The organism is Streptomyces solicamelliae (assembly GCF_045348655.1).
In the GTDB taxonomy this organism is placed as follows: Bacteria; Actinomycetota; Actinomycetes; order Streptomycetales; family Streptomycetaceae; genus Streptomyces; species Streptomyces solicamelliae.
This window is the reverse complement of record NZ_CP160404.1, coordinates 1197295-1220012: the sequence shown is the minus strand read 5'-3', so window position 1 is coordinate 1220012 and position 22718 is coordinate 1197295. Positions and strand designations below refer to the sequence as shown.

21 protein-coding genes are annotated in these 22718 nt (G+C 72.0%); 12 read left to right on the top strand and 9 right to left on the bottom strand.

Annotated elements, in window-relative coordinates:
* The first annotated feature begins 5 nt into the window (after positions 1 to 5).
* The 5 genes from ABZO31_RS05640 to ABZO31_RS05620 all read left to right on the top strand — a co-directional run bounded on the left by ABZO31_RS05640 (position 6) and on the right by ABZO31_RS05620 (position 6142).
* Positions 6 to 203 carry a hypothetical protein gene (locus ABZO31_RS05640; protein WP_406859865.1) on the top strand — a complete coding sequence of 66 codons (198 nt, stop codon included), beginning with the start codon at positions 6 to 8 and terminating at the stop codon, positions 201 to 203.
* 202 nt (positions 204 to 405) lie between these two features.
* Positions 406 to 693 (top strand): Sec-independent protein translocase subunit TatA, encoded by a 288-nt coding sequence (gene tatA, locus ABZO31_RS05635; protein WP_406859863.1) that lies wholly within the window; start codon positions 406 to 408, stop codon positions 691 to 693.
* A 42-nt stretch (positions 694 to 735) separates the two neighbouring features.
* Positions 736 to 1677, top strand: a complete 942-nt coding sequence (tatC, locus tag ABZO31_RS05630; protein ID WP_406859862.1) for a twin-arginine translocase subunit TatC — start codon at positions 736 to 738, stop codon at positions 1675 to 1677.
* Between the two features lie 151 nt (positions 1678 to 1828).
* A complete protein-coding gene (locus tag ABZO31_RS05625) occupies positions 1829 to 4657 on the top strand; it encodes a DEAD/DEAH box helicase (protein ID WP_406859861.1) in 2829 nt (942 codons plus the stop codon).
* A gap of 159 nt (positions 4658 to 4816) precedes the next feature.
* Positions 4817 to 6142 carry a cytochrome P450 gene (locus ABZO31_RS05620; RefSeq protein ID WP_406859860.1) on the top strand — a complete coding sequence of 442 codons (1326 nt, stop codon included), beginning with the start codon at positions 4817 to 4819 and terminating at the stop codon, positions 6140 to 6142.
* A 169-nt stretch (positions 6143 to 6311) separates the two neighbouring features.
* Here ABZO31_RS05620 and ABZO31_RS05615 read toward each other — a convergent pair whose 3' ends face one another.
* Genes ABZO31_RS05615 through ABZO31_RS05605 form a run of 3 tightly spaced genes read right to left on the bottom strand, consistent with a single transcriptional unit; the run spans position 6312 to position 8601 of the window.
* Positions 6312 to 7235 (bottom strand): ADP-ribosylglycohydrolase family protein, encoded by a 924-nt coding sequence (locus tag ABZO31_RS05615; RefSeq protein ID WP_406859859.1) that lies wholly within the window; start codon positions 7233 to 7235, stop codon positions 6312 to 6314.
* On the bottom strand, positions 7232 to 7672 hold the full coding sequence (locus tag ABZO31_RS05610) for an ABA4-like family protein (protein WP_406859858.1): 441 nt from the start codon (positions 7670 to 7672) through the stop codon (positions 7232 to 7234). The genes ABZO31_RS05615 and ABZO31_RS05610 overlap by 4 nt, the downstream gene beginning before the upstream one ends.
* Positions 7669 to 8601 carry a hypothetical protein gene (locus tag ABZO31_RS05605; RefSeq protein WP_406865261.1) on the bottom strand — a complete coding sequence of 311 codons (933 nt, stop codon included), beginning with the start codon at positions 8599 to 8601 and terminating at the stop codon, positions 7669 to 7671. Before ABZO31_RS05605 ends, ABZO31_RS05610 begins: the two co-directional genes overlap by 4 nt.
* Before the next feature lie 183 nt (positions 8602 to 8784).
* Between ABZO31_RS05605 and ABZO31_RS05600 the strand changes: the two genes are divergently transcribed.
* Positions 8785 to 9483: a MerR family transcriptional regulator gene (locus ABZO31_RS05600; protein ID WP_406859857.1), complete on the top strand. Its 699-nt coding sequence runs from the start codon at positions 8785 to 8787 to the stop codon at positions 9481 to 9483.
* A 112-nt stretch (positions 9484 to 9595) separates the two neighbouring features.
* Here ABZO31_RS05600 and ABZO31_RS05595 read toward each other — a convergent pair whose 3' ends face one another.
* Positions 9596 to 10432: a siderophore-interacting protein gene (locus ABZO31_RS05595; protein ID WP_406859856.1), complete on the bottom strand. Its 837-nt coding sequence runs from the start codon at positions 10430 to 10432 to the stop codon at positions 9596 to 9598.
* Between the two features lie 55 nt (positions 10433 to 10487).
* Positions 10488 to 11408, bottom strand: coding sequence for a 5'-3' exonuclease (locus ABZO31_RS05590; RefSeq protein ID WP_406859855.1), 921 nt, complete (start codon positions 11406 to 11408; stop codon positions 10488 to 10490).
* Between the two features lie 287 nt (positions 11409 to 11695).
* On the opposite strand from ABZO31_RS05590, the gene ABZO31_RS05585 reads away from it, so the two are divergent.
* The 4 genes from ABZO31_RS05585 to ABZO31_RS05570 all read left to right on the top strand — a co-directional run bounded on the left by ABZO31_RS05585 (position 11696) and on the right by ABZO31_RS05570 (position 16181).
* Complete coding sequence (locus ABZO31_RS05585; RefSeq protein WP_406859854.1) at positions 11696 to 12793, top strand: quaternary amine ABC transporter ATP-binding protein; 1098 nt, start codon at positions 11696 to 11698, stop codon at positions 12791 to 12793.
* Positions 12786 to 14630 carry an ABC transporter permease/substrate binding protein gene (locus ABZO31_RS05580; RefSeq protein WP_406859852.1) on the top strand — a complete coding sequence of 615 codons (1845 nt, stop codon included), beginning with the start codon at positions 12786 to 12788 and terminating at the stop codon, positions 14628 to 14630. Before ABZO31_RS05585 ends, ABZO31_RS05580 begins: the two co-directional genes overlap by 8 nt.
* 259 nt (positions 14631 to 14889) lie before the next feature.
* Positions 14890 to 15459 (top strand): helix-turn-helix domain-containing protein, encoded by a 570-nt coding sequence (locus ABZO31_RS05575; RefSeq protein WP_406859851.1) that lies wholly within the window; start codon positions 14890 to 14892, stop codon positions 15457 to 15459.
* A complete protein-coding gene (locus ABZO31_RS05570; protein ID WP_406859850.1) occupies positions 15459 to 16181 on the top strand; it encodes a helical backbone metal receptor in 723 nt (240 codons plus the stop codon). Before ABZO31_RS05575 ends, ABZO31_RS05570 begins: the two co-directional genes overlap by 1 nt.
* Here the strand turns inward: ABZO31_RS05570 and ABZO31_RS05565 are convergent.
* On the bottom strand, positions 16108 to 17280 hold the full coding sequence (locus ABZO31_RS05565; protein WP_406859848.1) for a TDT family transporter: 1173 nt from the start codon (positions 17278 to 17280) through the stop codon (positions 16108 to 16110). The genes ABZO31_RS05570 and ABZO31_RS05565 overlap by 74 nt on opposite strands.
* Before the next feature lie 71 nt (positions 17281 to 17351).
* Between ABZO31_RS05565 and ABZO31_RS05560 the strand changes: the two genes are divergently transcribed.
* The gene (locus tag ABZO31_RS05560) at positions 17352 to 18284 is read left to right on the top strand and encodes a LysR family transcriptional regulator (RefSeq protein WP_406859847.1); all 933 of its coding nucleotides are present in this window, start codon (positions 17352 to 17354) and stop codon (positions 18282 to 18284) included.
* Here the strand turns inward: ABZO31_RS05560 and ABZO31_RS05555 are convergent.
* From ABZO31_RS05555 to ABZO31_RS05545, 3 genes are all read right to left on the bottom strand, one after another.
* Complete coding sequence (locus ABZO31_RS05555; RefSeq protein WP_406859846.1) at positions 18281 to 18964, bottom strand: gamma-glutamyl-gamma-aminobutyrate hydrolase family protein; 684 nt, start codon at positions 18962 to 18964, stop codon at positions 18281 to 18283. The genes ABZO31_RS05560 and ABZO31_RS05555 overlap by 4 nt on opposite strands.
* 17 nt (positions 18965 to 18981) lie before the next feature.
* A complete protein-coding gene (gene eat, locus ABZO31_RS05550; protein ID WP_406859845.1) occupies positions 18982 to 20427 on the bottom strand; it encodes an ethanolamine permease in 1446 nt (481 codons plus the stop codon).
* 114 nt (positions 20428 to 20541) lie between these two features.
* On the bottom strand, positions 20542 to 21270 hold the full coding sequence (locus ABZO31_RS05545) for a FadR/GntR family transcriptional regulator (RefSeq protein ID WP_406859844.1): 729 nt from the start codon (positions 21268 to 21270) through the stop codon (positions 20542 to 20544).
* 77 nt (positions 21271 to 21347) lie between these two features.
* Here ABZO31_RS05545 and ABZO31_RS05540 point away from each other — a divergent pair, with 77 nt between their 5' ends.
* Entirely contained in the window at positions 21348 to 22712 is a 1365-nt protein-coding gene (locus ABZO31_RS05540) for a glutamine synthetase family protein (protein ID WP_406859843.1), read from the top strand.
* The last annotated feature ends 6 nt before the right edge of the window (positions 22713 to 22718 follow it).

Genomic DNA, 22718 nt, shown 5'->3' with positions numbered 1-22718 from the left:
GCCCCATGTTCTGGCCCATGCTCGCCGTCGCCCTCGGCTTCCTCGGTATCGCCGTCCTCGGCGTCCTCGGCATCAAGGTGTTCCTGGAGGCCCAGCGGCTCGGCCGGCAAGTGGCGGACACCACAGAACGGATCAATCGGGCGGCCGAGGACCTCGAGAACGCGGCAACCACCTTGAGCCGCACCGGCGGAGCGCTGCGTTAGAAGACCCTCCGTGCGGGGTGTCCAGAGGGGCAGGGGTACGCTTCCGGAGGTTCTCCGGACGACCGCATTGTCCGTATCCCCGAGTACGCCGAGGGATTGCCTTGCGTTCACAGCTGCGGGTTACGATCGTTGGCAGTACGACGGCCAGACATATGTCTGATCGACCGGGCAGCCCCGCCCCTCAGCGAGAAGGAAGTCGCACATGATCGGCAATCTGAAGCCCCTCGAGATCCTTCTGATCATCGCCGTCATCCTGCTGTTGTTCGGTGCCAAGAAGCTCCCGGACATGGCCCGTTCGCTGGGCAAGTCGGCGCGCATCCTCAAGAGCGAGGCCAAGGCCATGAAGAAGGACGACGAGGCCGGCGCCGCCACGGCGACCACCGCCGAGCAGACCGCGACGCAGGACGCTCCGCGCACGATCAAGGCGGCCCCCGGGGACGCGGCGAGCAGCCGTCCGGTCGCCGAGCCGAACCACAGCGCGCAGAACTGATCCTGGCTACCCGACGGCTTTCGTACGAGACGAGGAAGTGGGTTGCTCAAGTCTTCCCGCAAGCAGGCGAAGGACGCCGAGGGGCGGATGCCCCTCGGGGAGCACCTGCGTGAGTTGCGCAACCGGCTGATGAAGGCGGTTCTGGCGATCGTCGTGGTGACGATTGTCGCGGCCTTCTTCCAGAAGGACATCTTCGAATTCCTGATGCGGCCGATTTTGACTTCGGTCGGCTGTGTCGACGGCGCGGTGACCATGGTCAACGGCGATCCGTGCGCCCTCATGACCACGCAGGGACTGCTGTCCCCGTTCACCATCGCCCTCAAGGTCGCCCTGATGACGGGTGTCCTGCTCGCCACCCCGGTCTGGCTCTACCAGCTCTGGGCGTTCGTCGCGCCCGGACTGCATTCGCACGAGAAGCGCTACACGCTGGCGTTCGTGGCGGTCGGCGCCCCGCTCTTCCTGGGCGGCGCCTATCTCGCCTACACGATCCTGCCGCAGACCGCCGAGATCATGCTGGGCTTCGCGCCCGACGGGGCCAAGCCGCTGCTGCCGCTCGACGACTACCTGGACCTGATCACGCGCATGGTGATCGTCTTCGGTCTCGCCTTCGAGCTGCCGCTCCTGCTCATCCTGCTCAACATGACCGGGGTGCTCAGCGGCAAGCGCATGCTCGGCTGGTGGCGCGGGATGATCGTCGGCCTGACCGCCTTCGCGGCGATCGCCACCCCGGGCGGAGAGCCCATCTCCATGCTGCTGCTGGCCGGCCCGCTGGCCGTCCTCTACTTCATCGCCGCGGGCTTCTCGCTCCTCAACGACGCACGCCGCCGCCGCAAGGACCCGTACGCGGGCCTGAGCGACGACGAGGCCGCCCAGCTGGACCTCCACCCCGAGACGATCGGCGAGGTCGAGCCCGTGCCCGCCACCCGCGAGCTGCCCCGCCAGGAGACCGGCCGCCACGACCACGGCTACGACGACGTGACGTGACCCGACGCCGCCACGGCGGCCCCGGAAACGCGATCGCCCCCACCCGCCGACGGCCGGTGGGGGCGATCTTTGTCGCCGCTCCTCCGCGTGCTCCGGGGCCCCGATAAAGATCGCGTCGCTGTCAGTGGGGGCGGGTAGGCTCGAAGACAAGATGACAGACGACCTCACACCAGCCGAGCGGTACGCGGCCGCCATGGTCCGCAACCGTGAGCAGGCCACGGCGCTCGCGCCGTTCCGCGAGATGTACGAGTTCGGTCTGGACCCCTTCCAGATCGAGGCGTGCGAGGCACTCGAGGCGGGCAAGGGCGTGCTCGTCGCCGCGCCCACCGGCTCGGGCAAGACCATCGTCGGCGAGTTCGCCGTCCACCTCGCGCTGCGCCAGGGGCGCAAGTGCTTCTACACCACGCCCATCAAGGCGCTCTCCAACCAGAAGTTCACGGACCTGGTGAAGCGGTACGGCCCCGACAAGGTCGGCCTGCTCACCGGCGACAACAGCGTCAACGGGGACGCGCCGATCATCGTCATGACCACCGAGGTCCTCCGCAACATGCTGTACGCGGGGTCCCAGGCACTCAGCGGCCTGGGTTACGTCGTCATGGACGAGGTCCACTACCTCTCGGACCGCTTCCGCGGCGCCGTCTGGGAGGAAGTGATCATCCACCTCCCCGAGTCCGTGACCCTGGTGTCACTGTCCGCGACGGTCTCCAACGCCGAGGAGTTCGGCGACTGGCTCGACACCGTCCGCGGCGACACCGAGGTCATCGTCTCCGAGAGCCGCCCCGTGCCGCTGTGGCAGCACGTCCTGGCCGGCCGCCGGATGTACGACCTCTTCGAGGAGGAGACCGACCACGGCGGCCGCGGCTCCGCCCGCCGCGAGGTCAACCCCGACCTCCTGCGCCTCGCCCGCACGGAGAACTCGCGCACGTACAACCCGCGCGAGCGCCGTCGCGGCAAGATGATCCGCGAGGCCGACCGCGAGCGCGAACGCCGCCAGCGCTCCCGCATCTGGACCCCCGGCCGCCCCGAGGTCATCGAGCGCCTCGACGCCGAGGGCCTGCTGCCCGCGATCACCTTCATCTTCAGCCGGGCCGGCTGCGAGTCCGCCGTCCAGCAGTGCCTGTACGCGGGGCTGCGGCTCAACGACGACGAGGCGCGCCTCAAGGTCCGCGAGATCGTCGAGGCGCGCACCGCCTCCATCCCGACCGAGGACCTGCACGTCCTCGGGTACTACGAGTGGCTCGAGGGCCTGGAGCGGGGCATCGCCGCGCACCACGCCGGCATGCTCCCGACCTTCAAGGAGGTCGTGGAGGAGCTCTTCGTCCGCGGCCTGGTCAAGGCGGTCTTCGCCACCGAGACCCTGGCACTCGGCATCAACATGCCCGCCCGCTCCGTGGTCCTGGAGAAGCTGGTCAAGTGGAACGGCGAGCAGCACGCCGACATCACCCCCGGCGAGTACACCCAGCTCACCGGCCGCGCCGGCCGCCGCGGCATCGACGTCGAGGGCCACGCGGTGGTCCTGTGGCAGCGCGGCATGGACCCGGGCCACCTCGCCGGCCTCGCCGGCACCCGCACGTACCCGCTGCGGTCCAGCTTCAAGCCGTCGTACAACATGGCGGTCAACCTGGTCGACCAGTTCGGCCGGCACCGCTCCCGCGAACTGCTCGAAACGTCCTTCGCCCAGTTCCAGGCGGACCGCTCGGTCGTCGGCATCTCCCGCCAGGTCCAGAAGAACGAGGAGGGCCTCCAGGGTTACCGGGAGGGCATGACCTGCCACCTCGGCGACTTCGAGGAGTACGCGCGGCTCCGCCGCGACCTGAAGGACCGCGAGACCGAACTGGCCAAGCAGGGCGCCGCCCAGCGGCGCGCGCAGGCCGCCGCCTCCCTGGAGAAGCTGAAGCCCGGGGACGTCATCCACGTCCCCACCGGCAAGTTCGCCGGCCTCGCCCTCGTCCTCGACCCGGGCATCCCGGCCGGCCGCACCAACGGTCACCGCGGCTTCGAGTACCACGACGGCCCCCGCCCGCTCGTCCTCACGGCCGAACGGCAGGTCAAGCGCCTGGCCTCCATCGACTTCCCCGTCCCGGTGGAGCCGCTGGAGCGCATGCGCATCCCGCGCAGCTTCAACCCGCGCTCCCCGCAGTCCCGTCGGGACCTCGCCTCCGCCCTGCGCACCAAGGCCGGGCACATCGTGCCCGACCGGCACCGCAAGCAGCGCGCGGCGGCCGCCGACGACCGCGAGATCTCCCGCCTGCGCGCCGAACTGCGGGCGCACCCCTGCCACGGCTGCGACGAGCGCGAGGACCACGCCCGCTGGGCGGAGCGCTATTACCGACTCCAGCGCGACACGCGGCAGTTGGAGCGGCGCATCGAGGGCCGGACGAACACCATCGCCCGTACCTTCGACCGCATCGTCGCCCTGCTCACCGAGCTGGACTACCTGCGCGGCGACGAGGTCACCGAGCACGGCAAGCGCCTCGCCCGCCTCTACGGCGAACTCGACCTGCTCGCCAGCGAATGCCTGCGCGACGGCGTGTGGGAGGGCCTCACTCCAGCCGAACTCGCCGCCTGCGTCTCGGCACTGGTCTTCGAGGCCCGGCAGGCGGACGACGCCGTCGCGCCCAAGCTCCCCACGGGCAACGCCAAGGCGGCCCTCGGCGAGATGGTCCGCATCTGGGGCCGCCTGGACGCCCTCGAAGAGGAATTCAAGATCAACCAGGCGGAGGGCGTCGGCCAGCGCGAGCCCGACCTCGGCTTCGCCTGGGCCGCGTACCAGTGGGCCTCCGACAAGAGCCTCGACGAGGTGCTGCGCGAGGCGGAGATGCCGGCCGGCGACTTCGTCCGCTGGTGCAAGCAGGTCATCGACGTCCTCGGCCAGATCGCCGCGGCGGCGCCCAAGGAGAACAGCACCGTCGCGAAGAACGCCCGCAAGGCAGTGGACTCCCTGCTCAGAGGAGTCGTGGCATACAGCTCGGTGGGCTGAGCCGAACGGGCCCGCGGCTTCCGGCCGCGGGCCTTTCGCATGCTCACGGAGAGTTATCCACAGGGCTTGGCGAAGGGCACCCGATCCGTAAGCATGTTCTTGTACGCGAGAGAACATCCAGGGGAGGGAACGCAGTTGACCACGCAAGCACGTCCGGCCATGCCCGGAAAAGAGATCACGCCGGGTCCACGGGGCGTGCCCCTGCTCGGCAACCTTCCGGAGTTTGGCAAGGACCCCCTGGCCTTCTTCGAGAAGCTGCGCGCCCAGGGGGACGTGGTCAGCTGGCAGTTCGGCGGCAAGCCGTCACTGTTCATCGCCCACCCCGACCAGGTCGGCGAACTGCTCACCGAGGTCGAGCGCACCTTCGACCAGCCCGACCTGGGCATCGCCTTCCGCACCCTCCTGGGCAACGGCGTGGTCGTCGCGAAAGGCCCGGACTGGCGGCGCAAGCGCTCCCTGGTCCAGCCGTCGGTCCGCCCCAAACAGGTCCGCTCGTACGCCGCCACCATGACGGAATGCGCAGTCGACCTGGCAGACCGCTGGAAGCCGAACCAGCGGATCGACATCAAAAGGGAAATGGCGGCCCTCACCCAACTCATCGCCGTCCGCACGATCTTCGGCGTCGACACGGCCGCCGACGCCGGGGCGATCGGCCGCGCGATGGATGTCGCCCAACAGGAGATCGGCGCCGAGTTCAGCGGCCTCGGGGCCGTACTCCCGGACTGGCTCCCGACGCCTGGCCGGGCCCGCATCAAGCGCGCCACGGAGGTCATCGACGCCGAGGTCTCCCGCGTCGTCGCCCGGCACCGCGACGGCGACACGGACCGCCCCGACCTCCTCAGCCGCCTCCTCACCGCCCAGGACGAGACCGGCGCCCACCTCTCGGACCAGGAGATCCGCGACGAGACGGTCACCCTCTACATCGGCGGGCACGAGACGACCAGCAGCACCCTGATCTGGTCCTGGTACCTCCTGTCCCGAAGCCCGGAAGTCCAGGACGCCCTCTGGTCCGAACTGGACGAGGTCCTGGGCGACCGAGACCCCACCTTCGACGACTTCGCCCACCTCACCTACACCCAGAGCGTCGTCAAGGAAACCCTCCGCCTCTACCCCACGATCTGGCTGCTGACCGGCATCGCCAAGGAGGGCGCGCAGATCGCCGGCAACCCGGTACCCGTCGGCACCCGCGTCTGGAGCAGCCAGTGGGCCACCCACCGCGACGCCCGCTGGTTCCCGGAGCCAGAACGCTTCCGCCCGGAGCGCTGGCAGAGTGAGAACGACATACCCGAATACGCCTGGTTCCCCTTCGGCGGCGGTCCACGGGTCTGCCTCGGTACGCGCTTCGCGATGGTCGAGGCGGTCCTGATCCTCGCGGTCCTGGCCCGCCGCTACCGCCTGGCGGTGGACCCCGCCGAGATACGCCCCGTCCCCAGCCTCACCCTCCAGCCCGACCGCGAGGTCCTGGCCACCGTCGAGGCGCGCTAGGGGCGAGCCGACGGGAGCGGGGGGACGTGGAGGGGGTCGCGTTCGGGACGTAAAGCGTGATGTGTGGCGCGGCTGAAACGGTTCCAACCGAGGCAACCCGAACGCGCCGTAAATCATGCAGTCCCGAATGCGACCCGCGGAACGTCCCACACGTCACCCACCCCACCCCTCACGCCCCCAACGCAACCGCAAGCTCCCTCAACTCCCTGTCCCGCAGCACCCGATCCCCGAACCCCGGCAGCGGCACATGCAGCAACTCGGTGAACCGCTCCGGGATCGCACCAACCCCGTGGACCGCCCCGGCCAGCGTCCCCGTCACCGCCGCCACGGTGTCGGTGTCGCCGCCGAGGTCGACCGCGGCCGCCAGCGCGGACTCGAACGAGGAGGTCGTACGCAGCGCCCACACGGCCGAGCCCAGGCACGGCCAGACCGCGCCGTTGAACTCGGTCGCGTCGTCAGGACACCAGCCAGGTGCCAGGACGACGGCCCAGCGCGGCCGTTGGACCTCGGCCACGTCGCCGAGGACCTCCGGCAGGGAAGCCAGGGGATCGCCGCCCTCCAGCGCGACCCGCACGAGTTCGTGCAGGATCGCGGTGCCCTCCCAGGCCGCCGCGTCCCCGTGGGTGAGCGCGGCGATGCGCCGGGCCGCGTCCATCGTGACCCGTCGCCCGCCGGCCGCGAAGTACACCGCCGAGGTCGAGGCCCGCATCAGCGAACCGTTGCCCGCGGCACGGCCGTTGACCTGGAAGTGCAGCGCGGCGGCGGTGTCCCACGGGTCGCCGCTGCCGAGTACCGCCTCGGTCTGGAGGCCGATGTCCTTCGGCCCGCCCGCCGCCCAGCGGCGGAACCGGTCGAAGACGTCCGGCAGATCGAGCCCGCCCCGGTCGAGGAGCGACTCCCCGACCAGCACGGCCATCTGCGTGTCGTCGGTCGCCTCGCCGGGGTCCCAGCCCCCGCCCCCGCACAACTCGCCCACGCCGTCGGGAAACCGCTCGCGGAACACCCCCGGCAGCCCGAACTCGAAGGGAGCGCCGAGCGCGTCCCCCACGGCGGAGCCGAGGACGGCTCCCACGACCCGGTCGATGCGATTCATCCGGGCAGGGTAGCGGCCGCACGCCGCCGGGCGGCCTCGCGGACCAGCAGGAAGACCGGCAGACCGATCGGCGACAACAGGATCGTCAGAACCAGCAGCGGACCCATGACCAAGGGAGGGATGCCGAGCCGCCGCGCCTGCAGGAACATCCACTGCCCGATCAGCAGATCCCACGCGATCACCTGCGCCCAGACCGCACCCGCCCCGTTGGAGGTGGCCACCAGCTCGCGGAAGACGTCGACGTCGGGGTTGCTCACCGCGGCCCACAGCTCGGGGGCGACGGGGATCGCCATGACGAGCCAGACGACCAGGACCGGTACGACGGTCAGAGGGGAGGCGGCCAGCCGGGAGGTCGGCGGCCAGGCAGGGGCGAAGATCATGGCCAGCCAGACGGGTGCGGCCAGCCAGAAGGTCAGCTCGGAGAGGATCCCGGTCATGCGACGTGCTCCTTGACGGTTTCGGTGACGGGGGCGGCGGTCCGAGGGGCGGTGCCGGTGCGGGGCGTCGTACGCAGGGCCGCCCAGGTCCCGGCCGCGCCGACGACGACGACCGCGCCGGCGGCGAGCAGCGTCGCCGCGTCGGGCCGCAGCAGCGGCTGACCGCGCAGCGCCTGCCAGGTCAGCAGGGCGAAGACGGCCGCGTACGCGCCGGAGCCGACGAGGACGAGCCGCAGCCGGACGCGGGGGTCGCGCAGCCGGGCGAACCGCGGTGCGAGCGCGACCAGGACGACCAGCGCCAGCGGCAGGATCTGGAGGGCGTGCATCCCGAAGAAGTGCGCGATCCGCAGGTCGCCGCCGGTGGTGGACCAGCCGATGACGGGCAGCCCCGGACCGCCGTCCGGTACGCCGACGCTGTGCGCGCCGACGACCGGGGGACCAGCCGTGCCGCCTGCGGCGAGCTGCTCGGGCGTGGGGCTGACCATCAGGAAGCCGATGGCCGCGCCGGCGAGCGCGAGCAGGGAGCCGAGGCGTACCGCCCAGGCCTGGGCGCGGTCGAGGATGCGGGCGCGCAGCAGCAGGACGGCGATGACCAGGGCGCCGAGCCACAGGAACACGACCGTGACGCCCATGACGGAGAACAGCGCCGCGTCGAGCGGTGTGGCGCGGTTGAAGTGGCTGTGGTGCCCGCGGGCGGCCTGTCCGGCGATGATCGCCATCTCGACGGCGCAGGCGACGGCCACGACGGTTCCCGCCCACCAGCCGACCCGCCGGCCGCGGGGGAGGAGGGAGAGCATCCAGGCGAGCGTGGGGCAGTAGACGGCGAAGGAGAGCGCGAACTTGAAGGGCTTCGCCCAGATCGGAGTGCCGTCGAGCATGCGCGGGTCGGCGAGGAGCCCGATCCCGGTGAGAACGGCGGCTCCGGCCATGGCGGCCGCGAAGAGAAGCAGAGGTCGGTGCAGGTCACGGACCCGCGGTGAAAGGGTTGACGACATGAGAAGGCACCCCCGGTGACAGCCAAGACAGAATAGATAGCGGCACTCTCTGCTATCTGATAGCGGAACTATCTATGATGGGTGGGGGAATGGCAAGGCCGGGAAGGTGAACGCGACGTGCGCATCGGTGAATTGAGCCGCAGGACCGGGGTGTCCGTGCCGACGATCAAGTACTACGTGCGGGAGGGGCTGCTGCCTGCGGGCCGGCTGACCAGCCCGAACCAGGCGTCGTACGACGAGAGTCACGAGCGGCGGCTCCGGCTGATCCGCGCCCTGCTGGACGTCGGCGGACTGTCGGTGGCCGCGATCCGGGAGGTGCTGGCCGCCGTCGACGACCCGGAGAGGCCGGTGCACAAGGTCCTGGGCGCGGCAGCGGACCGCGTGGTCCCGCGGTACGAGGACGAGCCGGGGGAGATGCTGGCGGCCCGCGAGAAGGTGACCGAGCTGATCCGCCGCCGCGGCTGGCTCGTCGATGACCGCAGCCCGGCCGCGGAGGCCCTCGCCGTGGCCCTGGCGGCCCTGGACGAGGTCGGGCACACCGACTTCGCGGAGCACCAGCTGGAGACGTACGCGCGGGCCGCGGAGGACGTGGCGACCGTCGATCTGCAGTACGTCAACCGGCGCGTCGGCCGGGAGCGGCTGGTGGAGGCCGTGGTCATAGGCACGGTCCTCGGCGACGCCGTCCTCGGCGCCCTGCGCCGCATGGCCCACGTCGACGCCTCGGCCCGCCTCTACGGAGACGCGACGGCGGACCAGACGGCGGACGAGACGACGGACGAGACGACGGACGAGACGGTGGAGCCGAACGAGGCGTAGCAACGCGCCGGCCCGGCGCGCGCCCGCCCGGTGTCAGAACGCCACAGGGCCCCGGGAGTTGCCTCCGGGGGCCCTGGACACCTCACATGCGTCGGCGCATCCGCCGACAGGCTCAGTTCTCCTGTTCCCGCTCCACCTGGTCGTTCCACTCGCGCTTGATCGCGCGCCACGCCTCGTCCGTCTTGCCGAGGCGCCAGTAGCCGGAGATGGACAGGCGCTCGCGGGGGATCGCGCGGTCGAGGCGGAGGTGGCGGCGGAGTTCCTTCACCGCGCCGGCCTCGCCGTGAACGAAGGCGTGGACCTCGCCCGCCGGGAAGTCCAGCGTGCGGACCGCGTCGACGAGGAGTGAGCCCACCGGGCGGTCGCCGCGGTGCAGCCAGGTCACCTCGATGCCCGCCGCCGTCGCGAACTTCTGCTCCTCCGACGCGTCGGATACCTCCACGAAGGCGTGCACCCTCGCCCCGGCCGGCAGTCGCTCCAGCGACGCCGCGATCGCGGGCAGCGCGCTCTCGTCGCCGACCAGCAGATGCCAGTCCGCCGCCGCGTCCGGCGCGTACCCGCCGCCCGGCCCGAGGAACCGCACCGTGTCGCCGGCCCGCGCCCGCGCCGCCCACGGCCCGGCCAGGCCCTCGTCGCCGTGCACCACGAAGTCGACCGTCAGCTCGCGGTGCACCGCGTCCCACGCCCGCACCGTGTACGTCCGCGTCGTCGGCCACTGCTCGCGCGGGAACTCCGCGCGGATGCGGTCCATGTCGAACGGCTCCGGATACGTCACGCCCTCCGCGGCGAACAGCAGCTTGACGTAGTGGTCCGTGAACCCGCCGGGTTCGAAGGCCGCGAGCCCGTCGCCGCCCAGCACCAGGCGCACCATGTGCGGAGTGATCCGCTCCGTGCGCACCACGCGGGCCTCATGGGCCTTCGGTGCCTTCCGTGCCGGCTGCTCTGCCACGACGGTCTCCCCTGATTCGCGTACTTAGGTTTACCTAAGCTAGCATCCCGGCGCCTCAGTGCCGCAGTGTCGTCAGCAGTCGGCCCACCGCGCCGCCCAGGCCCCACCGCGCCACCAGGGCCTCCAGCAGCTCCGGGTCCGCCGGTACGCCGGTCAGTGCCGGGTCGAAGTCCGGCAGCGGCACGTCGTCCGCGACCCGGACCACCTTCGGCGCGACGTCCAGGTATGCCGCCGCCTCCACGATCCCGCGCCGCTTCGCCGGCGTCAGCTTCGACTTCGGGTCGGCCGCCGCCGCGCGCACCCCGGCCAGGTCGCCGTACTCCGTGATCAGCTGTGCCGCGGTCTTCTCGCCGATGCCCTTCACGCCCGGCAGTCCGTCGCTGGCGTCGCCGCGCAGCGCGGCGAAGTCGGCGTACCGGTCCGCCCGCACCCCGTACTTCTCGAGGATCAGTTTCTCGTCCACCAGGTCCGGGTCGCCCACGCCCTTGCGCGGGAACAGCACCCGTACCCCGCGCGCGTCGTCGACCAGCTGGTACAGGTCCCGGTCGCCGGTCACGATGTCGACCGGGCCCTTCGCCCGCGCCGCCAGCGTGCCGATCACGTCGTCCGCCTCGTACCCCGCCGCGCCCACCCGCGCGATCCCGAGCGCGGCGAGCACCGCCTCGATGATCGGCACCTGCGGGGCCAGCGTGTCCGGGATCTCCTCCTCGTCAGGACCGACGGGCGTCTCCTCCGCGACGCGGTGCGCCTTGTACGAGGGGATCAGGTCCACCCGCCACTGCGGCCGCCAGTCGTCGTCCCAGCAGGCCACCAGGTCGTCCGGCCGGTGGTCCTGCACCAGCCGGGCGATGAAGTCGAGCAGTCCGCGCACGGCGTTGACCGGCGTGCCGTCCGGGGCCTTCACCGAGTCGGGCACGCCGAAGTACGCGCGGAAGTACAGGGAGGCGGTGTCGAGGAGCATCAGGCGTCGCGTCACACCCCGATGATGCCGCACGCCACCGACAACGCCCGGCGGTTCCACGCCCGCACCGTGACCCCCGTCACCTTCGCGTTTGCCCGCCAGGAGCCCGGGCAGGCGCGGGCCCGGAGCGGACCCGGTACGGGATTCAACGGTACGAACCGAAAGACGGCGTGAGCCGGGAAACGGTTCGGGCCGGAACGAGTCACCGTCCTCCGGGCAGCCGCGGGCCGATCCCGCCCCGCTCCACGGCCCGGCGCCCGCGGGGGTGGAGGGCCGTTTTCGTTGCAACACGTGAGGTATATGTGTCCAGGCTCCAGGCCGACCACCTGTTCAAGGTGTTCGGCAGACGACCCGGCGAGGCCGTCGAGAAACTCGCCCGCGGGGCGGATCGCGACGAGCTGCGCTCCGACGGCACGACGGCGGCGGTGATCGACGCCTCGTTCGTCGTCGAACCCGGCCAGATCTTCGTCGTCATGGGTCTGTCGGGATCCGGGAAGTCGACCCTGCTGCGGATGCTCAACGGGCTCCTGGAGCCCACCGCGGGCCGTGTGCTGTTCGACGGCGAGGACCTCACCGCGCTCAGCCCCCGCGAACTGCGCGCCGTCCGGTCCACCAAGATCAGCATGGTGTTCCAGCACTTCGCGCTCTTCCCGCACCGCAGCGTCCTGGAGAACGCCGCCTACGGCCTGGAGGTCCAGGGCGTGCCGCGCGCCGAGCGCGAGAAGCGCGCCGCCGAGGCCCTGGAGCTGTGCGGCCTGGCCGGCTGGGAGAAGTCCTGGCCCGACGAGCTCTCCGGCGGCATGCAGCAGCGCGTGGGCCTGGCCCGCGCGCTCGCCACCGACGCCGACCTGCTGCTCATGGACGAGTCGTTCAGCGCGCTCGACCCGCTGATCCGCCGCGACATGCAGGACCAGCTCCTCGAACTCCAGAAGCGCCTGGGCAAGACGATCGTGTTCATCACCCACGACCTCAACGAGGCCATGCGCCTCGGCGACCGCATCGCGGTCATGCGCGACGGCCGGATCGTCCAGCTCGGCACCGCCGAGGACATCCTGCTGCGCCCCTCCGACGACTACGTCGCCTCCTTCATCCAGGACGTCGACCGCTCCCGCGTGCTCACCGCCGCGGCGGTCATGACCGACCCGGAGACCGACCCCGGGACGGACGCCGCCGCCGACGCCTGCGGCTGCGAGACCGTCCGCCCCGACACCCCGGTCGCCGAGCTGTGCGCCGTCGCCGCCCGCGTCCCGCACCCCGTGGCCGTCAAGGACGCGCAGGGCGCTGTGCTCGGCGTCGTCCCGCAGTCCCGGCTCATCGGCTTCATCGGCGACGAACAGCGCCCGCCCATGGCCTGCGATGCCGCACCGGGCGAGCCCGAGGAGGTGACCGCCGGTGCCTAGGCTCCGTCTCGGCGACTGGATCGACGGTTCCGTCGACTGGCTCCGCGCCCAGCTCTCCTGGCTCTTCGACGCTGTCAGCAGCGTCGTCACCGGCCTGTACGACGGCATCGAGGCCGTCCTGTCCGCCCCGCAGCCGCTGCTGTTCGCCGGCATCCTCGCCGTCGCCGCCTGGTGGCTGCGCGGACTCACCGCCGCCGTCCTCGCGTTCGCCGGTTTCGCGCTGATCGACTCGATCGAGCTGTGGGACGAGGCGATGTCGACGCTGTCGCTCGTTCTCGTCGCGACCCTCGTCACCCTGGCGATCGCGGTCCCGCTCGGCATCTGGGCGGCCCGCTCCAAGACCGTCAGCGCCGTGCTGCGGCCGGTCCTGGACTTCATGCAGACCATGCCGGCGATGGTGTACCTGATCCCCGGCATCATCTTCTTCGGCGTCGGCGTGGTGCCCGGCATCATCGCCACCATCGTCTTCGCCCTGCCGCCCGGCGTCCGGATGACCGAGCTCGGCATCCGCCAGGTCGACGGCGAACTGGTCGAGGCGGCCGAGGCGTTCGGCACCACCCCGCGCAACACCCTGCTCCGCGTCCAGCTGCCGCTCGCGCTGCCGACCATCATGGCCGGCATCAACCAGGTGATCATGCTCGGCCTGTCCATGGTCGTCATCGCCGGCATGGTCGGCGGCGGCGGACTCGGCGGCGCGGTCTACCGGGCCATCGGCAACGTCGACATCGGCCTCGGCTTCGAGGCCGGCGTCTCCATCGTGATCCTCGCGATGTACCTCGACCGGATGACCGGCGCCCTCGGCCGCCAGGTCTCCCCGCAGGGCCGGCGCGCCCTCGCCAAGGCCCGCGCGGCCGCCTCCCGCGGCGCCCGCGTGTGGAGCCACCGTCCGCAGCCCGTCACCGCGCTCGCCGGCGTCGTCGTCCTGGCGCTGGTCGCCGGCGGCATGGGCTTCCTCGGCAAGGACACCTCCGGCGGCACCGCCGCCGACGCGACGAACATCGGCCAGGGCAAGAAGCTCACCGTCGGCTACATCCCCTGGGACGAGGGCATCGCCTCCACGTTCCTCTGGAAGGAGCTCCTGGAGCGCCGCGGCTTCGAGGTGGACGCCCAGCAGCTCGAGGCCGGCTCCCTGTACACCGGCATGGCCGGCGGCCAGATCGACTTCGAGACCGACTCCTGGCTGCCCGTCACCCACGCCCAGTACTGGGCGAAGTACAAGAACAAGCTGGAGGACATGGGCTCCTGGTACGGCCCCACCTCTCTGGAGCTGTCCGTGCCGTCCTACGTCAAGGGCGTCGACTCGCTCGACGACCTCAAGGGCAAGGCGGGGCAGTTCAAGGGCCGGATCATCGGCATCGAGCCGAGCGCCGGAATGATGGGCATCCTCAAGGACAAGGTCCTCAAGGACTACGGCCTGGAGGGCGAGTACAAGGTCGTCGACGGCTCCACGCCCGGCATGCTCGCCGAGCTGAAGCGCGCGTACGACAAGAAGGAGCCCGTCGCGGTCACCCTCTGGTCGCCGCACTGGGCCTACTCCACCTACGACCTGAAGAAGCTCAAGGACCCGAAGGTCTCGTGGGGCACCGGCGACGGCGTCCACACCCTGGCCCGCAAGGGCTTCGCGGCCGACAACCCGCAGGTCGGGGCGTGGCTGAAGAACTTCAAGATGACGGAGAAGCAGCTCACCGGCCTGGAGGCGAGGATCCAGGAGACCGGCAAGGGCAAGGAGCAGGAGGCCGTCCGCGCCTGGCTGAAGGAGAACCCCGGCCTGGCCGACCAGTGGACCCCCGTCTCGAAGACGGAGAAGGCCGCGGCCGCCCGATCCGACAGCGAGTGACCCGCTGACCACCTCCGTGTGACCTCCCCCGATCGCCGTGCGCGAGCGGCCGCAGCCCTTCGGGCCGGCCGCTCGCGCACGGCGATCGCATGAGTACGGACAGCGCCGGATACCGGACGAATCCCGCAGCAGGCGAAACCGCGGCCCAAAGCTGCGTAAGGTGCAGGTAACCGATGAGTACGTATGACGCGTACACGTGACGAGCACGGACCTGCACCACCGCCGACGGGCACGACGGGATCGGGAGGGAGCCGCAGTCATGGACGAGAAGGTCGTGGACGACAAGGAATCGCTTCGGGTGGGCGCCGCCGTCCGGAAACGCCGCCGGGCACTGGAGCTGACCCTGGCCGTCGTCTCGGCGCGCAGCGGTCTGTCCGTGCCGTTCCTCAGCCAGGTCGAGAACGAACGCGCCCGCCCCAGCATGCGCTCCCTGCAGCGGGTCGCCGACGCCCTGGAGACCACCGCGACCGCGCTCCTCGCCGCCGCCGACTCCGCCCGCACCGTCGACGTCGTACGGGCCGCCGAACACCTCGAGCAGATGCCCGAGGGGGTACGCCCCCTGGTGCGCGGTCACCACCAGCTGCACGCGGTCGAGTTCACCGGCGAGCAGGAGGCCGGACGCGAGTACCAGCACCGCAACGACGAACTCCTGTACGTCGCCGACGGCTCCGTCGAGGTGGAGGCCGAGGGCCGCGCCTACCGTCTGGAGCGCGGTGACACCCTGCACCTGACCGGCGGGGTGCGCCACCGCTGGCGCGCGACCGGTCCTGACACCCGTCTGCTCGTCGTCGCCGTCGCCGACCACATCGAGGCGACGGAGTCCGACTGATGCGGGTCGTCTCCCTGGTGCCGTCCCTCACCGAGGCGATCGCGGTCACGAGGCCCGGCACGCTCGTCGGCGTCACCGACTGGTGCACCCACCCCGCGGACCTCGGCGGCGCGGTGCGCACCGGCGGGACGAAGAACCCCGACGTCGCCGCGATCACCGCGCTCCGCCCGGACCTCGTCGTCGCCAACGAGGAGGAGAACCGGGCGCCCGACCTGGCCGAGCTGTGCGCCGCCGGCCTCGACGTCCTGGTCACCGAGGTCCGCACGCTGCCGCAGGCGTTCACCGAACTGGAGCGGGTGCTGCGGGCCTGCGGGCTGCCGCCCCGGCCGCGCTGGCTCGACGAGGCGGAGGAGGCGTGGGCGGGAGGTACGCCGGAGGACGCCTCGTACACCGCGATCGTGCCGATCTGGCGCCGCCCCTGGATGGTCCTCGGCCGTGACACCTTCGCCGGCGACCTGCTGGCCCGGCTCGGGGTGCGCCAGCGGTACGCAGGCCACGCCGAGCGCTACCCGCGGATCCCGCTCGACGAGCTGAACGCCGCCGGTGCCGACCTGGTCGTGCTGCCCGACGAGCCGTACCGCTTCACCGCCGACGACGGGCCCGAGGCCTTCCCCGGTCTGCCCGCCGCCCTCGTCAGCGGCCGGCACCTCACCTGGTACGGGCCGTCGCTCGCCGAGGCGCACCGGGAGCTGAGCCGGTCCCTGGCAGCAGCTCGCCCCTGAGCAGCCCGCGCACGGTCAGCGCGGCGGCCGTCAGCCAGGCGGCGACGAGGAGCACGTACAGGCCCGCCGCCAGCCACCGGAACACGCCGAGCCCGGTGTGCGCGGCGAGCCCCTCAGCGGCGGTCACGCACGTCCCCACCGGGAAGGTGAACGCCCACCAGGTCATGGCGAAGCCCATCCCGCGCCGCCGCGCCCGCAGCACCAGGACCCCGGCGAGGGCCAGCCACAGCAGCGCGAAGCCCATCACCGGCACGCCGTACAGCACGGCGAAGGCCGTGAACCCCTCCGCGTACGGGGCGGGCAGCACGCCCGGCGCGACGTCGGCGAACTTGCCCGCGGCGGTGGCCGACTGGCCCAGCGGGCCCAGGACCAGGAACAGCGTCGGCGTCAGCGCGAGCGGCAGCGGGCCGCCGGTGACGAGCCGGCCGAAGACCAGCGGCAGGATCAGCAGGGTGGCGAGCAGGCTCAGCCCGAACAGGGCGTAACAGCAGACCAGCAGCGTCTCCCGCCACGGCCCGCCGGCCGGCAGATGCGGGACGAGCAGCGGGCCGAGCGCCGCCGAGACCATCGGCGGCACGACCGGCAGCAGCCAGGCGGGACCGGCGTGTTCGAGGCGGTGGTGCACGACCATCAGGTACGGCACGCCCACCGCGACGACCAGGCCGGTCACCGTGCCGGCCGTGAACAGCGCCGCGTCGATCGCGACCGCGGGGCCGGTACCGATCCAGTCCCGGCCCACGGTCAGCGTCGCCCCGCCGACCGCGAGCAGCGCCATCGGCACACAGCCGAGGAAGGGGGCGACGGCCGGATCCATCAGGTGCTCCCGCGCCCGGTCGCGGTGGTGGATCCAGTGCAGCGCGCGGCCCGCGAGCAGCGCGGCCAGCAGGAGGGCCGAGAGGGCCCAGACCGCCGCGGCGGCGGTACGCAGACCGGGGACGGGGACGGGGAGCGTCGCGCCGGCGGTGGCGACGATCGCGGTCCCCATGACCGAGGCGTACCAGTTGGGTCCGAGGTGGCGGACCCGCCCCGCCTTCGCCCGGTGGGGCTCGGCGGGGTGGACGGTACGGCGCACGGCCGGAGGGTGAACAAGGGTTGCCATGGTCCCCACCGTCACGTGGCGGCTCCGCCCCGACCAGGGATCATGAGCCTATGACGTCATAAGCTGGCTTTATGAGCAGTGACGGACCGTTTACCGAGACGCACGCCCCGCTCGCCCACCGGGTGCCCGACCTGGGCGCGCTGGAGCTGCTGCTCGCGGTCGCCCGGCACGGCAGCCTGGGGCGGGCGGCCCGCGAGGTCGGCATCACGCAGCCGGCCGCCAGCAGCCGGATCCGGTCCATGGAGCGGCAGCTCGGGGTCGCCCTGGTCGACCGTTCGCCGCGCGGCTCCCGGCTGACCGACGCGGGCGCGCTGGTCACCGACTGGGCGCGGCGGATCGTGGAGGCGGCGGAGGCGTTCGACGCGGGTGCGCAGGCGCTGCGGGCCCGCCGCGACTCGCGGCTGCGGGTGGCGGCGTCGATGACGATCGCGGAGTACCTGCTGCCGGGCTGGCTGATCGCGCTGCGCGCCGACCGCCCGGACACGGCGGTCTCGCTGCAGGCGGGCAACTCGGCGGCGGTCGCGGAGCGGCTGCTCGCCGACGAGGCGGACCTCGGCTTCGTCGAGGGCCTGGCGGTGCCGGACGGTCTGGAGGGCGCGGTGGTGGCCCATGACCGGCTCGTCGTGGTCGCGGCCCCGGGGCACCGCTGGGCCCGCCGCCGGAGTCCGCTGACGGCCGCGGAGCTGTCCGCCACGCCGCTGATCCTGCGCGAGCGCGGCTCGGGCACCCGCCAGGTCCTGGACGCCGCCCTTGCCGAGGAGGGCGGCCTGGCCGAGCCGCTGCTCGAACTCGCCTCCACCACGGCGGTGAAGGCCGCCGCGGTCAGCGGCGCCGGCCCGGCCGTCCTCAGCGAACTCGCGGTCACCGAGGAACTGGCCTCCCGCCGCCTGGTCGAGATCCCCCTGGACGCCGTCCCCCTGGCCCGCGCCCTCCGCGCCGTCTGGCCCACCGGCCACCGCCCGACGGGCCCGGCCCGGGACCTTCTGTCGCTCACCCAGGGCTAAACCCTCCGCGCGGCCTCGACCAACCCCCGCATCACCCGCAGGTCCTCGCCCATCTCCGGGTGCCACTGGACGCCCAGGGTCCAGCCGGGGGAGGGGAGTTCGACGGCCTCGACGGTGCCGTCCCCGGCGTAGGCGGAGGGGGCGAGGCCGCGGCCGAGGCGGTCGACGGCCTGGTGGTGGTACGTCGGTACCGACGCCGCGTCCGGTACCAGGGTGGCGTACAGCGTGCCGGGTACGGGCTTGACCGTGTGGCGGCCGATCACGCCGACCGCCTCCACGTGTCCGTCCAGGTGCTGCACCAGCGTGCCGCCGAGTGCCACGTTGAGCAGCTGCATGCCGCGGCAGATGCCGAGCAGCGGGGTGCCCGAGCCGAGCGCCGCCTCGATGAGCGCCAGCTCCCAGGCGTCGCGCTCGCGGGCCGGCGGGCCGGTACGGGGGTCGGTGGCGGCCCCGTACCGGACGGGTTCGACGTCCGCGCCGCCCGCGACGACCAGCCCGTCGAGGCGGGCCACCACGGCCGCCGCGGCCGACGGGTCGTCCGGCGGCAGCATCACGGCGTGCCCGCCGCTCGCCTGCACCAGCCGCGGATAGGCGGCCGGCAGCAGGGCGGCGGGCAGGTCCCACACGTTCCAGCGGGCCTGGTCGAGATAGGTCGTCACGCCGATGAGCGGCTTGGACACGTTCTTCCTCCGGACGGTCAGTCGCGTTCCAGCTCGGCCTCGGCCGCCGCGAGCGCCGCGAACTCCTCCTCGGGAGCCTTGGCCACCAGGCGGTGCCGACTGTAGAACGCGAAGTAGGCGAGGGCGATCACGTACACACCGAGCGCCATGAACGCGGCGTCCTTGTCGACCAGGAATGTGGCCACCAGCGCCGACAGAGCGAGGACGAAGGCCACGGACGAGGTGACGACGCCGCCGGGCGTGCGGTACGGCCGGTGCAGGCCGGGCTCGCGGCGGCGCAGCACGATGTGCGAGAGCGCCATCAGCGCGTAACTGATCGTCGCGCCGAACACCGCGATGTTCAGCATCCGCGCCCCGTCGCCCGTCCCGGCCGCCAGCGCGAAGCCGATCGCGCCGGGGATCAGCAGGCCCAGGTAGGGGGACTTGCGGCGGCTGGTCAGGGAGAGGAACCGGGGCAGGTAGCCGGCCCGGGAGAGTGCGAACAGCTGCCGGGAGCCGGCGTAGATGAGCGAGAAGAACGAGGCGATCAGGCCCGCGAGCCCCGCGTAGTTGACGAACCGGCTGAGCGTGGTCGGCTCCCCGTCGCCCTGCAGCGCGACGACCAGCGGATTGCCGGCCTCCTGCACGGCCGCCGAGCCGCGCGCGCCGGTGGCCGCGAAGAAGGTCACCACGGCGAGCAGCACCAGGACGCCCATGGACAGCGCCAGCGCCTTCGGCATCGAGCGCACCGGGTCCTTGGCCTCCTCGGCGGCCAGCGGCACGCCCTCGACGCCGAGGAAGAACCACATGCCGAACGGGAACGCGGCCCAGATGCCGAGGAGTCCGTACGGCAGCCAGGAGTTGGAGCCGAACGCCTCCGGGTCGGCCGGGATGTCGTCGAGCCCGTCCACGTGGAAGTCGCTGAGCGCGCCGAGCGCGAAGACGATCAGTGCTGCCACCGCGATCGCGGTCACGATCAGGCTGAAGCGGAGCGCCTCGCCGACGCCCCACAGGTGGATCCCGATGAAGACCACGAAGCACGCGAGGTACACCGGCCAGCCCGACTCCAGGCCGAACAGGCCCAGCGATTCGACGTAGTCGCCGATGAAGATGGAGATCGCGGCGGGGGCGAGCACGTACTCGATGAGGATCGCGGTGCCGGTGAGGAAGCCGCCCCAGGTGCCGAGCGCGCGGCGGGCGAAGCCGTAGCCGCCGCCTGCGGTGGGCAGGATCGCGGAGAGCTCGGCGAGGGCGAAGACGAGGCAGGCGTACATCGCTCCCATCAGGACCGTCGCGACGGCGAGGCCGCCGAAGCCGCCCTTGGACAGGCCGATGTTCCAGCCCGAGAAGTCGCCGGAGACGACGTACGCCACGCCGAGGCCGGTCAGCAGCAGCCAGCCGGCGCTGCCGCGGCGCAGGGCACGGCGTTCCAGGTAGTCGTCGGGCGGTGAGGTGGTGCTCCCGGAGGTGTCTTCCAGCGTCATGGCAGCGTCAGCTCCCGCGTCGGGCCCAATGGAATGGATCCATACCTTTGCGTCGGCCGGGCGGGAGCGCAAGCCCCGTGCGTTACTTTCGGGTTACTCGCCCCACGGCGCCCCTCACGTCAGGAAGCCCCGCAGCAGCGCCGCCGTGCCCTCGCAGTGCTCGCGCGCCGTCTCCCGCGCCCGCGCCGCGTCCCCCGCCAGCACCGCCTCCACCAGCGCCGTGTGCTGGCGCTGCGAATGCTCCAGGTTCCGCACGAGCAGCGGGATGCAGTCGAGGAGTTCGTTCACCGTCGCCCGGACCGTCGCGTACTGCGTGGTCAGCGTCGGCGAGCCGGACAGCTCGGCCAGCGTCAGGTGGAACAGCGTGTCCTGCCTCCGGTAGTCCGCCAGCGGCGCGTCATGGGTGGCCGCGAGCGCCGCCCGCAGCCGCTCCGTGCCTTCCTCCGACAGCCCGTGCGCGGCGCACAGCCCGGCCGCGCCGACCTCCAGGGCCTCCCGGAACCGCAGCGCGTCCTCGATGTCGACGGACGCGACGCGGCGGCGCAGCTCGTCCCCGTCGCCGGTCGCGGGCCGGTCCATGACGAACGTGCCGCCGTACCGCCCCCGCCGGCTCTCCACCAGCCCCTGCTCCTGCAGCACCTTGAGGACCTCGCGCAGGGTCACCCGGCTGATCCCTATCCGGTCGGCCAGCTCCCGCTCCGGCGGCAGCCGGTCCCCGCCCGGCACCAGGCCGAGCCGCACCACGCGCAGGATCTGCTCCAGCGCCTCCTCGAAGCCGTTGCCCGCACGCACGGGCCGCAGTACGGACGTCAGGCGGTCCGTCGGGTCCTCGATCCCTGCCACGTCGCGGATTCCCTTCCCAAGCAATGGTCTTCGGTAATACCTTATGGCTCCCGGCTGGCCGAAGGAGGAGCAATCCCGTGGCAGACCGCAAACCCCCGCTCACCGTCGAGGAGCTGCACGCCCTCGTCGCGAGCGGCGAGATCGACACCGTCGTCCTCGCCTTCCCCGACATGCAGGGACGGCTCCAGGGCAAGCGGTTCGCCGCGCCGTTCTTCCTGGACGAGGTCCTGAAGCACGGCACGGAGGGCTGCAACTATCTCCTGGCCGTCGACGCCGACATGAACACGGTCGACGGCTACGAGATGTCCTCGTGGGACCGCGGCTACGGCGACTTCGCCATGCACCCCGATCTCACCACCCTGCGCCGCGTCCCCTGGAACGAGGGCACGGCCCTGCTCGTCGCCGACCTCGCCTGGGGCGACGGCTCGCCCGTCGTCGCCGCGCCCCGGCAGATCCTCCGGCGCCAGCTGGAGCGGCTCGCCGAGCACGGGTACACCGCGCACGTCGGTACCGAGCTGGAGTTCATCGTCTTCAAGGACACCTACGAGGCGGCCTGGGACGCGAACTACCGGGGCCTGACCCCGGCGAACCAGTACAACATCGACTACTCGGTCCTCGGCACCGGCCGCATCGAGCCCCTGCTGCGCCGCATCCGCAACGAGATGGCCGGCGCCGGACTCACCGTCGAGTCCGCCAAGGGCGAGTGCAACCCCGGCCAGCACGAGATCGCCTTCAAGTACGACGAGGCCCTCGTCACCTGCGACCAGCACGCCGTCTACAAGACCGGCGCCAAGGAGATCGCCGCCCAGGAGGGCGTCTCGCTCACCTTCATGGCGAAGTACAACGAGCGCGAGGGCAACTCCTGCCACATCCACCTCTCGCTGCAGGACGCCGACGGCCGCAACGTGATGGCCGGCGAGGGCCCGCACGGCATGTCGGACGTGATGCGGCACTTCCTCGCCGGACAGCTCGCCGCCCTGCGCGACTTCTCCCTGCTGTACGCGCCGAACATCAACTCCTACAAGCGCTTCCAGCCCGGCTCCTTCGCCCCCACCGCCGTCGCCTGGGGCCACGACAACCGCACCTGCTCACTGCGCGTCGTCGGCCACGGCCGCTCCACCCGCTTCGAGAACCGGCTCCCCGGCGGCGACGTCAACCCGCACCTCGCCGTAGCCGGACTCGTCGCGGCCGGCCTGTACGGCATCGAGCAGCGGCTCGAACTGCCCCCGGCCTGCGACGGCAACGCCTACACCGGCGAGTACGCGCACGTCCCCACCACGCTCCGCGAGGCCGCCGAGCTCTGGGAGAACAGCGAGATCGCCAAGGCCGCCTTCGGCGCCGAGGTCGTCGCGCACTACCGCAACATGGCCCGCGTCGAACTCGACGCCTTCGACGCCGCGGTGACCGACTGGGAGCTGCGCCGCTCCTTCGAACGCATGTGAGGACCT

Excerpts from the sequence above, each read along its gene's own strand:
- ABZO31_RS05560 (WP_406859847.1), top strand. The coding sequence starts at position 17,352 with ATGAGCAGTGACGGACCGTTTACCGAGACGCACGCCCCGCTCGCCCAC.
- ABZO31_RS05615 (WP_406859859.1), bottom strand. The coding sequence starts at position 7,235 with ATGAATCGCATCGACCGGGTCGTGGGAGCCGTCCTCGGCTCCGCCGTG.
- tatA (WP_406859863.1), top strand. The coding sequence starts at position 406 with ATGATCGGCAATCTGAAGCCCCTCGAGATCCTTCTGATCATCGCCGTC.
- eat (WP_406859845.1), bottom strand. The coding sequence starts at position 20,427 with ATGACGCTGGAAGACACCTCCGGGAGCACCACCTCACCGCCCGACGAC.
- ABZO31_RS05625 (WP_406859861.1), top strand. The coding sequence starts at position 1,829 with ATGACAGACGACCTCACACCAGCCGAGCGGTACGCGGCCGCCATGGTC.
- ABZO31_RS05610 (WP_406859858.1), bottom strand. The coding sequence starts at position 7,672 with ATGACCGGGATCCTCTCCGAGCTGACCTTCTGGCTGGCCGCACCCGTC.
- ABZO31_RS05620 (WP_406859860.1), top strand. The coding sequence starts at position 4,817 with ATGCCCGGAAAAGAGATCACGCCGGGTCCACGGGGCGTGCCCCTGCTC.
- ABZO31_RS05605 (WP_406865261.1), bottom strand. The coding sequence starts at position 8,601 with ATGGCCGGAGCCGCCGTTCTCACCGGGATCGGGCTCCTCGCCGACCCG.
- ABZO31_RS05575 (WP_406859851.1), top strand. The coding sequence starts at position 14,890 with ATGGACGAGAAGGTCGTGGACGACAAGGAATCGCTTCGGGTGGGCGCC.
- ABZO31_RS05565 (WP_406859848.1), bottom strand. The coding sequence starts at position 17,280 with ATGGCAACCCTTGTTCACCCTCCGGCCGTGCGCCGTACCGTCCACCCC.
- ABZO31_RS05640 (WP_406859865.1), top strand. The coding sequence starts at position 6 with ATGTTCTGGCCCATGCTCGCCGTCGCCCTCGGCTTCCTCGGTATCGCC.
- ABZO31_RS05570 (WP_406859850.1), top strand. The coding sequence starts at position 15,459 with ATGCGGGTCGTCTCCCTGGTGCCGTCCCTCACCGAGGCGATCGCGGTC.